At 58.8% G+C, this 11,518-nt stretch carries 8 protein-coding genes; 5 read left to right on the forward strand and 3 right to left on the reverse strand.

The window, feature by feature from the left end; all coding sequences use genetic code 11:
- The first annotated feature begins 282 nt into the window (after positions 1 to 282).
- On the forward strand, positions 283 to 1,623 hold the full coding sequence (locus WCA85_RS20585; RefSeq protein WP_424066722.1) for an MFS transporter: 1,341 nt from the start codon (positions 283 to 285) through the stop codon (positions 1,621 to 1,623).
- Positions 1,624 to 1,634: 11 nt separating this feature from the next.
- Entirely contained in the window at positions 1,635 to 2,726 is a 1,092-nt protein-coding gene (locus WCA85_RS20590; protein WP_424066723.1) for a CaiB/BaiF CoA transferase family protein, read from the forward strand.
- A gap of 511 nt (positions 2,727 to 3,237) precedes the next feature.
- Here the strand turns inward: WCA85_RS20590 and WCA85_RS20595 are convergent.
- Together WCA85_RS20595 and WCA85_RS20600 are read right to left on the reverse strand one after the other, a co-directional pair.
- Complete coding sequence (locus tag WCA85_RS20595) at positions 3,238 to 3,387, reverse strand: GlsB/YeaQ/YmgE family stress response membrane protein (RefSeq protein WP_424066724.1); 150 nt, start codon at positions 3,385 to 3,387, stop codon at positions 3,238 to 3,240.
- Positions 3,388 to 3,473: 86 nt separating this feature from the next.
- The gene (locus WCA85_RS20600) at positions 3,474 to 3,677 is read right to left on the reverse strand and encodes a TetR family transcriptional regulator (RefSeq protein WP_424066725.1); all 204 of its coding nucleotides are present in this window, start codon (positions 3,675 to 3,677) and stop codon (positions 3,474 to 3,476) included.
- 276 nt (positions 3,678 to 3,953) lie between these two features.
- Between WCA85_RS20600 and WCA85_RS20605 the strand changes: the two genes are divergently transcribed.
- The 3 genes from WCA85_RS20605 to WCA85_RS20615 are packed head-to-tail and all read left to right on the forward strand — an operon-like array spanning position 3,954 to position 9,846.
- Positions 3,954 to 5,186, forward strand: a complete 1,233-nt coding sequence (locus tag WCA85_RS20605) for an efflux RND transporter periplasmic adaptor subunit (protein ID WP_424066726.1) — start codon at positions 3,954 to 3,956, stop codon at positions 5,184 to 5,186.
- 11 nt (positions 5,187 to 5,197) lie between these two features.
- The gene (locus WCA85_RS20610; protein ID WP_424066727.1) at positions 5,198 to 8,377 is read left to right on the forward strand and encodes an efflux RND transporter permease subunit; all 3,180 of its coding nucleotides are present in this window, start codon (positions 5,198 to 5,200) and stop codon (positions 8,375 to 8,377) included.
- Entirely contained in the window at positions 8,374 to 9,846 is a 1,473-nt protein-coding gene (locus WCA85_RS20615; protein ID WP_424066728.1) for an efflux transporter outer membrane subunit, read from the forward strand. Before WCA85_RS20610 ends, WCA85_RS20615 begins: the two co-directional genes overlap by 4 nt.
- A 212-nt stretch (positions 9,847 to 10,058) precedes the next feature.
- Here the strand turns inward: WCA85_RS20615 and WCA85_RS20620 are convergent.
- Positions 10,059 to 11,518, reverse strand: a 1,460-nt coding sequence (locus tag WCA85_RS20620; RefSeq protein WP_424066729.1) for an amylo-alpha-1,6-glucosidase, incomplete at its 5' end; no start/stop codon positions are given.

Consider the following 11,518-nt stretch of genomic DNA (forward strand, 5'->3'; position numbering starts at 1 on the left):
GTGGGACCAATTTACGACACGATTCGTCCTAAGTCAACATCAAACGAAGGTAGACGCAACAACCTTCGCCATCAATAGCAGACTTCGGTAGCGACACAAAGAAACTATATATCGTTGATTTATCACATTATTTTTCGCGATAGCCCTTCATAAAACACGTCTGCACCGGCTACGACGATGGCGCTGATAGGGATTTCCCGAGCTTGGTCAAATTCTGAATAAAAATTATATTTGCACCTACCAATTTGGACCAACCAGATACGCGAAATGTTCGGAGGAGACGTGTCCCTAACATCACGAACGACCATCTCGGCACAAGTCGACGACGGCCAAAACGCGGCGGCTACAGATGTCGATGGCGCCCGCACCGTCTCCCGAATCGGGCGCAGGTTGATGTGGTATTTGATTGCTTTGTATGTCGTTTCGGTCCTTGACCGCGGCAATCTCAGCTTCGCCTCATTCTCAATGAACAGGGAGCTGGGCCTTACGCCTCAGATGTACAGCATCGGCTTGGGTATCTTGTTTCTCGGATACTCAATCTTCGAAGTACCCAGCAACCTGGCTTTGGCGCGATACGGCGCCCGAATAACGCTCACACGAATCGCGGTGCTCTTTGGATTGGTCACCATGTCAATGGCGTTCGTGACGGGGCCACTCAGCTTTTACACCGTGCGAGCACTGCTCGGGATTGCAGAGGCCGGTCTAACGCCCGGCGTTTTCCTGTTTCTAAGCTATTGGATTCCAGAAAACTTCCGCGCCAGATACAACGCAATATTCTCCTACTCGATTCCCGCGGCGTACGTGCTGGCGTCCTTAGTGTCCGGCGCAATCCTGCAACTCGATGGAACGTTTGGCATTCCTGGATGGAAGTGGCTCTTCGTTCTCGAGGGGTTGCCTGCCGTGTCGCTCGGCATCTTCGGCGCGTTCTATCTGACCGACCGCCCCGACCATGCGAAGTGGCTATCGAAGGAGGAGAAGCTCTGGTTGGCGCGAGAGCTCGACAGCGCCAGGTCGACCAAGTCTCCTGCTCATGAGCTGAACACTGTCGCAGTGCTCCGCCAGCCGACGCTTTGGATTCTTATCCTTGGATACGTCGGCATATTTTGTGGAAACGCGACCATTGGAGCGTGGCTTCCGCAGATTCTTCACCTCCATGGAGTGTCCTTGAAGAGCATTGGGGTAGTAGCGGCTCTCCCTCCGCTCGCTGGCATGATTGGCATGACCTTGTTGTCTCGTCGCTCTGACCATCGCAAGGAGCGCATTGGACACACGGTTGCGTGCATGGTCATCGCTGCACTCGGCTATGGCATTGTCGCGATGGCCGACAGCCTACCGGGCGCTCTCGTCGGCTTCATGCTCGCAAATATCGGCGTATATGCGTCTCTGGCAATTTTCTGGTCGATTCCACAGACCTACCTCCCTCAAAAGTCAAGGCCTGCAGTCATTGCAGTGATTAGCTCTTTCGGGGCTATCGGAGGCGGCTGGGTCGCTCCACTTCTGATTGGACGCGTTCAGCAGGTGACACACAGCCTTCCCGCAGGCATGGTCGTGGTTGCCGTGCTCTTTCTGTTATCTGCTGTTTGCGTGCTTTTCGCCGGCCGACGCATGGCCGCTCAAGCTTAAAAGGAGTCTCAATGAGTAAAGCAGGACCCTTGACTGGGCTGAAAGTCGTCGAATTCGGCGCGATTGGTCCGGTTCCTTTTTGCGCGATGCTACTCGCTGATATGGGCGCGGATATCGTTCAAATCACACGCCCGACGACGATTGTCCGCGACCAGGACTTCATGCTAAGAGGGAGGCGCTTTGTCTCGCTAGACCTTAAGCGCGCCGAAGACCGAGATGAAGCGTTACAGCTCGTATCGGTTGCAGACGTGGTTCTCGAGGGCAATCGCCCTGGCGTGATGGAAAAGTTGGGACTTGGCCCGGACGTCTGCCTTGAACTGAACCCGAAGCTCGTTTACGGGCGCATGACGGGATGGGGACAGGACGGCCCGCTGGCTCTGCGGGCAGGTCACGACATCAATTACATCGCCCTTACCGGGGCGCTTGATGCCATCGGCACTGAGCAACGACCGGTCGTTCCGCTCAACCTTGTTGGGGACTATGGTGGCGGTTCAATGTTCCTCGCCGTCGGAGTTCTCGCGGCCGTGTATGAGGCCCGCGACAGCGGCCAAGGTCAAGTAGTCGACGCGGCAATGGTCGATGGCGCGAGTTACCTCATGTCGCTGTTCTATCGCCTTCGCGCCCAGGAAAAATGGCAAGGGCCCCGCGGAACAAATGAACTAGACGGCGGTGCTCCATGGTACGACACCTATCGGACTTCCGATGACCGTTGGGTTGCCGTTGGTGCCATTGAAGAACAGTTTTGGCAGGAAATGCTGTCTAAGCTCGGAGTTGCGGCGTCTGACCTTCCCTCTCGAACCGATAAGGCTGGCTGGCCGACTATCCGCAGCAAACTCGCCGCGGTGTTCAGCAGCAAGTCCCGCGACCAATGGGTTGCCCATTTTGAGGACTCCGACGCCTGCGTCAGCCCCGTTTTGAGTATGGACGAAGCCCATCAGCACGACCATCTGAAGGCACGAGGTACATTTATGGAAGTCGACGGAGCAGTCCGGCCGGCAGCTGCACCTCGCTTCAGTCGCTCGCGAATTGCCCATAACGAAACAGACGTTACGAAGGTTCCTGTTCGAACTGCCATCGACTCGTGGCGTTGCGACGCTACCTAATCTTATACAAACAATATTTCGCAAGGGGGCAAAGCGACATGATTACAAGGATGCGCTACGGTACTGGCAGATAAGTTCCTATCCGAAATTGGCGTGCTGCAAATTACCGGGAAGAAGAAACGCTTTGACAAAGACCCCCTTACTGGTAAGGAGCGCTGGTTTGACGCCAAGCCGGCTAAGGTACGGCTGAAGGTGCGTACGCTCAATAAGTTGAAGGACGCAGCGGCTTAGACGTTGCGTCGTGATTCGCAGAAGCCCGCTTTGAGCGGGCTCTTTTTGTGGATTCATCGCGCCGCTTACCGCGACTTGTCCGAAATAGGCAAACCCCAAACAAGCAAAGCGCTTATGGGCGCAACGCAGTTGGCATACGGATGCGTATGGTCCATTTCCAGGACGAAGAATGCTACATACGCTTGAATCATCCGTTCTCGTTTTTGCCGACTTGCAGGCGAGGCTCATGCCGGCGATTGAAGATGGCTTACGGCAACGGCGATTGTTCGAATCGAGACTGTTAGAGCTGACGTGCCCGGCCGCCACTAAACAGTCGCACGATAACGAGCAAGACGACGGCCCCAATAAAGGCAGTTATCAGCGAGTGATAGGTGAAGAGCCCATCGCAAGCGCCGTTCCTGGGGAGCAGCACCCGTGTTGGCCGATGCATCACTGCTCCACCCGCGCTGGGGTGATTGCCCGCAATCTCCGACTCGCCATCCTTGCAAACTCTTCAACAACAGTTGCTTGTTAAATTCATTTGGCGGTTGCTGCACATGCTTGCGCGACAAGTTGCTCCTTGGAATCGAAGTGCCGATAAAACGCACCGTGGGTCAAACCCGCGACCGACATGATTTCCGCGACAGCGGTCGCTCGAATTCCGTTACGCGTAAAGGCCTGCGCGGCCACCTCAACGATTCGTTTATGCGTCTCCGCCGTTTCTGCCTTTGTCCTTTTCATGCCCTGACTCCTCTTTCACCAACTGGCACCTGCTCAACGAGCCGCCAATTGTTGGACTATCTGAATCAGACAATTTAGATTATACCTACAATCTAAATATTGACACTTTAGATGATGAGAATTATCTTAACGCCAAGATAGTGTCAACTCATCATCTAATCTCGAACTGGCTATTGGCCGGACAGGGAAGACTTCAGAGAGTGTGTCGACGCGTCGAGCGCAGCGCTGTGTGCCAGTCAGCGGTGCGGACATCTCCCAGACAAAACGAGGAATACGATGAATAACGGCATCAACCGGTCTGAGACCGGACCGACCGTCCCAAAACGCTCGAACCGACACGGCCTCAAAGTCAAGGTAGGCGCCGTAGCAGTGCTCCTCGCTATCGCAGCAGCAGGTGCGACGACGATGCATGCGAATGAGCACCCTTCAACCGCAAGCGCAGGGGTGCCGTCCGGACCGCCTGTCGTCGTCAGTGTGCCGTTGCAGCGCAATGTCGATACGAGGCTCGGTTTCCTGGGTCAGTTCTCGGCCATCGAGCACGTCGAACTGCGTGCTCAAGTTGGCGGAACCCTGATTGGCATCCATTTCAAGGACGGCGATATCGTCCACAAAGGTGACCTTCTCTTCGAGATTGACCCTGAGCCGTACCAGATCAAGCTCAGCGAAGCCACAGCGGAACTCGAAAGCGCGAACGCTCGACTCGACCTCGCATCGCGGGAGTTGACCCGTGCAGAGACACTGAAGAGCACCGATGCGGGCACCACGGAAAATGTCGAGCAGAGGACGGCTGAAAAGCTGTCAGCGGACGCGGCAGTGGACAACGCCAAAGCGCTCGTTCGTGATGCGAAGTTCGACCTCGACCGGTGCCGGATCACCGCCCCTTTCACTGGCCGGATTGGCAACCACCTGGTCTCGGTTGGCAACCTGATTGCTGGAAGCCGCGCGGCAAGCAGCCCGACCACATTGCTCACGACGCTCGTCTCACTCGACCCGATGTATCTCGACTTTGACATGAGCGAAGGCGACTACATGGCATTCATGCGCGAACGCGCGAAGCACAATGACCAGTCAGAAAACAGCGTTGATATCTCCCTTAGCGACGAAGTCAAGTACACACGCCAAGGCACGCTCAATTTTGTCGATAACTCGCTTGACCGCTCGAGCGGCACAATTCACGCGCGTGCCATCGTCTCCAACAGTGACCTTTTCCTCACGCCAGGTGGTTTCGCCCGCGCACGCCTCGCCATCTCGACACCGCAGGCCGCGTTGCTGGTGCCCGACGCTGTCGTTCTTCAAGACCAGTCTGATCACATCGTTTTGACGCTGGGTCCGGATAACGTCGTTACGCCGAAGCCGGTTCAGCTCGGCGACCTTCGCGATGGCCTGCGAGTCATTCGCTCGGGCCTCACACCGACCGACAAGGTAATTATCGACGGGCTGGTCAGCGCACGGCCGGGCTCGAAGGTCACGCCGCACGCGGGCACGATTGCGCCCACGGATCAAGGCTAAGGGGCACGACCATGAAACTCGCTCACTTCTTTATTGACCACCCTCGCTTTGCTGCGGTGCTCAGTATCTTCATCACGCTGTTCGGCCTGGTCACGCTGAACTTCCTGCCGGTGGCTCAGTACCCGAACATCGTCCCTCCTACGGTTCAGGTCACGACCTCCTATCCCGGCGCTTCGGCCGACACCATTGCACGCACCGTTGCGACACCGCTTGAGCAAGCCATCAACGGCGTCGAAAACATGGACTACATCAGTAGTCAATCGACGGGCAATGGTGCTATCAGCATCACTGTGACGTTCAAGATTGGCACTGACATGAACGTCGCCCAGATGCTCACGGAAAACCGCGTGCAGGACACACTGTCTCGCCTTCCAGACGAAGTTCAGCGTCAGGGTGTTTCGGTCAAGAAGACGATTCCGGCAATCCTGCTCGGCATTCATCCGTACTCGCCCGATGGGTCGCGCGATGCGCAGTACCTCTCGAACTACATGATCCTTCACGTGAAGGACGAAATCGCCCGGCTCCCGGGTGTGTCGGACATCACGTCGACGGGTGAGCGGCAGTTTGCGATGCGCATCTGGATTGACCCCGACAAAGCGGCCGCCTACAACATCAGTGGCAACGAAATCCTTGCGGCGTTGCGCGCGCAAAACGCCCAGGTGTCCGCAGGCACGCTGAACGACCCGACGACACGTGGCAGCGGTGCGTACCAGATCAGTGTTGAAGCACTGGGGCGACTCACCACGCCCGATCAGTTCAACGACATCATCGTCAAGTCGGACGGCGACGGGCGCGTGACCCGCATCCGCGATATCGGCCGCGTCGAACTGGGTTCGACCGACTACGGCACATTCGCTTACCAGGACAAGAGCCCGTCGGCACCGTCGTGGGTTTATGCGGTACCGGGCTCCAACGTGGTCACGGTCGAACACGAGGTGCTCGACAAGATGACGGAGCTCAAAAAGAGCTTCCCGCCGGGGATGGACTACAAGATTGTGTACGACCCCACGACGTTCGTCAGCCAGTCGATTGATGAGGTCATCAAGACCATCTTTATCGCTATCGCGCTCGTGGTCGGCGTGGTGTATGTATTCCTGCAAAGCTGGCGAGCAACCGTCATTCCGGTGATTGCGATTCCCGTGTCGCTGATGGGCACTTTTACGATCCTCGGCGCGCTGGGTATCTCCATCAACAATCTGTCTTTGTTTGGACTTGTCCTCGCAGTGGGCATCGTGGTCGACGATGCGATCGTTGTCGTGGAGAACGTCGAGCGCAATATTCGTCTGGGTATGTCGCCATACGAGGCCGCGCACCGCACGATGGACGAGGTGTCGGAAGCGCTGATTGCAATTGCGCTCACGCTTTGCGCAGTGTTCGTGCCGGCCGCCTTCATCTCCGGTATTTCGGGTCTGTTCTTCAAGCAGTTCGCCACGACGATTGCCGCATCGACCATCATTTCGTGCTTCGTTTCGCTGACGTTGAGTCCCGCGCTGTGCGCCATTCTGCTCAAGCCACATGCAGCAGGCCACGGCCATGAAGAACCACGCGGTATCAATCGGCTGGTGCAACGCGGGTTCAGCAGGTTCAACGCCGGATTCGAATGGCTGTCGTCGAACTACGGCCGCATGACTGGACGTTTTGTCCGTGCTACTTCTGTAGTTCTGGTCGCCTACGTCGTACTGATTTCGATTACCGGCTTTCAGTTCTCGACGATGAGCACGGGCTTTATTCCCGAGCAGGACCAGGGCTATCTGGCTGCAGTGGTTCAGTTGCCGCCAGGCTCGAGCCTTGAGCGTACCGACAAGGTCGTGAAGGAAGTCAACGACATCATCCTCGGCACGCCGGGTATTGAACACACGTCGCCGCTCAGCGGCTTCGATGTGACCACTCAGACGAATGCACCGAATAGCGGGACGGTCTACATCGGCCTGCCATCGTTGTACGGGCATCACATCCCCGGCGTCAATGCCGCAGAGATGATTCGACGGTTACGCGAGCGTCTGAAGGGGGTCAACGATGCGTTTGTCCTCGTCGTGCAACCGCCGCCCGTGCAGGGTCTCGGCAGCCCGGGCGGGTTCAAGCTGATGCTCGAAGACCGTGGTGGCATCGGGCCTGAGGCACTCGCCAAAGCGGCCAACACGCTGGTCAATGCAGCGAACCATGACGCGGATTTTGCAGGCGCATTCACGCTCTTCAATGTTGGCGCGCCGTCTTTGTATGCGGACATCGATCGTCTGAAGGCCGAAAAGGTCGGGCTCACGCCAACCGATGTGTTCTCGACGCTCCAGCTGTATCTGGGTTCGCAGTACGTCAACGATTTCAACTATCTGGGCCGGACGTTCCAGGTGTTCGCTCAAGGCGACCAGGCATTCCGTCAAACACCCGAAGACGTCCTGCGACTTAAAGTACGCAATGCGTCTGGCGAGATGGTCCCCGTAGGAACGGTGGCAACCTTGCGTGAAAAGACGACACCGTATCGCGTGCCTCGCTACAACCTCTACCCCGCAGCGGAAGTGCAAGGGATTGCCGCGCCCGGTGTCGCTTCTGGCGTCGCGCTCAAGCGTATGGAAGAACTCGCGACGCAGGTGCTTCCTCCAGGCGTGACGTTCGAGTGGACCGATCTGGCGCACCAGCAGCAACTGCCGCATACGCCGACGCTGGCCATCTTCGCCGCAGCCGCACTGTGCGTGTTCCTCGTGCTCGCGGCCCAGTACGAGAGCTGGAAGATGCCGCTTGCGATTGTGCTGATTGTGCCGATGTGTCTGCTCGCGTCGTCGACGGGTCTTCACGTCCGAGGCATGCCTATCGATATCCTCGCTCAAATCGGCTTCGTCGTGCTGGTGGGTTTGGCGGTCAAGAACGCAATTCTGATTGTCGAGTTCGCCCGTCAACGTGAGAGCCATGGCGAGGAGACAGAAGATGCTGCCGTGAGCGCTGCAAAGACGCGCCTGCGTCCGATTCTGATGACTTCGTTCGCGTTCATTCTGGGCGTGGTTCCGCTCGCCGTCGCAACGGGCGCGGGGGCTGAAATGCGTCAATCGCTCGGAACAGCCGTGCTCTTTGGAATGATGGGAGTGACTGTGTTCGGGCTCCTGTTCACTCCGGCTATCTACACCTTTATCCGGAAGTTCAGCATTCGCGGCTCGAATAAGACGTTCAGTCCGAAGCTTTCCAGCGAGAGTGCAAAATGATTCGCATCGCTACCATGACGCCGAGGACGTACCTTGCGAGCCTTCTGCTCGGCGCAACTTTGACGGGCTGCGCCGTCGGTCCTGACTACGTGGCCCCGAAGCCGGAACTCGCAGCCTTCCATAACCTCGAAGGCGCCGCTGCGCCGCAGGGCGTGCGCACGCCGCCACTCGACCAATGGTGGACGGGCTTCAGTGACCCGATGCTGGTCACCGTGGTGCAACGCGCTCTGGCGCAGAATCTGGACCTGGCTGCTGCACTCGCTCGAGTACGGCAAGCGCGGGCAGCGGCCTCAGGCGCCGGCGCTAACCTGTTGCCGACCGTCGACCTCGATGCTTCCGCGACTGCTGAGCACCAGAGCAACCGCGGCGAAATCGGCTCGCTCGCTTCGGGCTTTCCGGGCTACTCACGGTCCATTCACGAATACACGCTCGGACCCGCCGCAAGCTGGGAAATCGACCTTTTCGGCGGCCTGCGGCGCGAAGCCACCGCGTCGCTCGAGGAAGCGCAGGCGGCAGAAGCCGACCAGGCGGGCACACGGGTGACGGTCGCTGCCGATGCGGCAGACGCTTATCTTCAGATACGGGGCTATCAGGCCCGGCTTGCAGTCGCCGACGACCAGATTAAAACCGACGAGCACCTGCTGCAGCTCGTTAGCGACCGACACAACGCGGGTTCAGCCACCGGCCGGGAAATCGCGCAGGCTGACGCACTGCTCAAGCAGGCAATAGCGAGTGTTCCGCCATTGCGCATCGGACTTGAGCAACAGTTGAACCGCCTGGATGTCCTGATGGGGGCGCAACCGGGAACCTACGCACGCGAGCTTGGCGCGCCGCAAGAGATTCCGTCCGTGCCTGCAATTCCTGGCGACAACACGCCTGTCGACATGCTGCGCCGTCGCCCCGATGTCATTGCTGCGGAACGACGGCTCGCGGCCTCGAACGAACACATTGGCGCCGCAATATCCGACTATTACCCCAAGATTTCGCTTTCGGGTGCGCTGGGTCTCGATAGCCTGGGCACGAGTCACATGTTCAGTGCCTCGGCATTTCAGGCGGTGGGCGGTGGCGCCCTGCGCTGGCGGTTGTTCGATTTCGGCAAGGTTGATGCCGAAGTTCAGCAAACCAAGGGAGCAAACGCGGAAGCACTGGCGGTCTATCGCCAATCCGTTTTGCATGCTGCCGAAGACGTCGAGAACGCGTTGATTACCCTGTCGCAGACTGAAGTTCGCGCCGCCGAAATTCAGGACCAGGTGCAAGCGCTGACCAAGGCGCGCGACCTTTCGGAACAGGCGTATCGTGCAGGTTCAATCACGCTGACGGACGTTCTGGACGCTGATAGTCAACTGCTTACAGCGCGGGATGAACTCGATTCCAATCGGGCAGATGCTGCCCGAGCAGCCGTAGGGGTCTATCGAGCGCTCGGCGGTGGGTGGGAGCCGGTGGCTGCAGCGCCGATGCATCAGAGTTAGCAGGCCTCGCGGTGCTGAGGCGACAGCTGTAGGCGGCAATCCACCGCTTACAGATCTCCCTCACGAAGGGGACCTTTGCCAGCTCAACTTGCCTCGCCTTTTCCGCGCGACTGGGAAGAAACACTCGCCTGCATTTCGCAAAAAGACCGCCCTGCTCGGCGGTCTTTTTTGCGTTGCTAAACAGGAGCCGTTCGGCGACTGTCCTCCAAGATCTAGAGCAGCGCCACGACCCGCACGTCTCCCTGTTCCGCGGACGCCACCACTTTGCCCGCCACTCGCCGGAACGTGATGGTCACGCTCGAATCGCCGACGCGCATATCGCCGATTTCCAGCCAGTCGATACCATCCGGCAGCATCGGCTGCTCGATCACCACCTCGCGCTTCGCAGCATCCACGGTAACGCCGAGGCAAGCTTCGAGCATCATGAACGGCGAGCCCGCCGCCCACGCTTGCGGCAGGCACGCCACCGGGTAAGCGGTAGGCGGCTCGCCGCGCCGGCGCGGAAAACCGCAAAACAGTTCCGGCAAGCGCATGTCGAAATTGACCGCCGCCTGGAACAACGCCTGCAACAGCTTCACCGCCGTTGCCTTGCCACCGTAACGCGCCACGCCACGGGCGCACAAGGCATTGTCATGCGGCCAGACTGAGCCGTTGTGATAGGCCATTGGATTGAAGCGCGCCTGCCCGGCAGCTAGCGTGCGCACGCCCCACCCCGTGTGGAAGAGCGTTGATTCGAGACCACGTACCACGGCCTCGCCGCGCTCGCGCGAAGGTAGACCGAAGGCCAGCAGATGGCCCGCGTTGGAGGCCATTACGCGGCAGAGTTCACCGTGACCATCCAGCGCGATGCCGTAGAAGCCGGATTCTTCCATCCAGTACTTCTCTTCCACGCATTTCCGAATCCCACTCGCGCGTTCCTTGTAACCCTTGGCATCGTCGTGCTGGCCGCGCAGGGTGGCGAAGTGCGCCATCGTGTCGAAGGCGGCGCTGGCGTAAGCCTGCACTTCGACCAGTGCAATTGGACCATCGGGGAAACGCCCGTCTGCATGAAAGACGGAATCGTGACTGTCTTTCCAGCCCTGATTCGCAAGGCCACCATCCGATTCGCGCTGATAGTCGAGCAGGCCGTAGCGGTTTTTGTCGCACACGCCCGACACCCACTGCGCTGCGCGCACAAGCGCGGGCCACAGTTCGTCGATCAGTGCCACGTCGTTGGTACGCGCGACGTAGGCGCCTGCCAGCACAATAAAGAGCGGCGTGGAGTCGACGCCACCGTAATACAGCGCGAACGGAACTTCGCCGGTGGCCGCCATTTCGCTCTTGCGCATTTCGTGCATGATCTTGCCGACCGCCGCGTCACGGAATGCCGAATTCTCACGCGCCTGATGCTCGGCCAAAAAGCGCAACACGCCGCGCGCAAGACCCGGTTGCAACCACAACGTCTGCAACGAGGTAATCAACGCATCGCGACCAAACGGGGTCGAAAACCACGGAATGCCCGCATAAGGGTAAGGACCGGTTTCGAGATCCGTGGTGAGCAATCCGAGGTCGGCCAGCGAGCGGTCGATCCATGCGTTAAAGAGTGGATTGCTGGAGCGAACACGCGCGGTGGCCCGGCGCCGCTCGCGCATCACCAGGTGGGCGTCGACCAGCGCCGCGCGCACGGCGGCCC

Source organism: Paraburkholderia sp., from assembly GCF_049581445.1.
In the GTDB taxonomy this organism is placed as follows: domain Bacteria; phylum Pseudomonadota; class Gammaproteobacteria; order Burkholderiales; family Burkholderiaceae; genus Paraburkholderia.

Bases quoted from the DNA above. Each gene is read 5' to 3' on its own strand.
- WCA85_RS20590 (WP_424066723.1), top strand. From the start codon at position 1,635: ATGAGTAAAGCAGGACCCTTGACTGGGCTGAAAGTCGTCGAATTCGGC.
- WCA85_RS20595 (WP_424066724.1), bottom strand. From the start codon at position 3,387: ATGCATCGGCCAACACGGGTGCTGCTCCCCAGGAACGGCGCTTGCGAT.
- WCA85_RS20600 (WP_424066725.1), bottom strand. From the start codon at position 3,677: ATGAAAAGGACAAAGGCAGAAACGGCGGAGACGCATAAACGAATCGTT.
- WCA85_RS20605 (WP_424066726.1), top strand. From the start codon at position 3,954: ATGAATAACGGCATCAACCGGTCTGAGACCGGACCGACCGTCCCAAAA.
- WCA85_RS20610 (WP_424066727.1), top strand. From the start codon at position 5,198: ATGAAACTCGCTCACTTCTTTATTGACCACCCTCGCTTTGCTGCGGTG.
- WCA85_RS20615 (WP_424066728.1), top strand. From the start codon at position 8,374: ATGATTCGCATCGCTACCATGACGCCGAGGACGTACCTTGCGAGCCTT.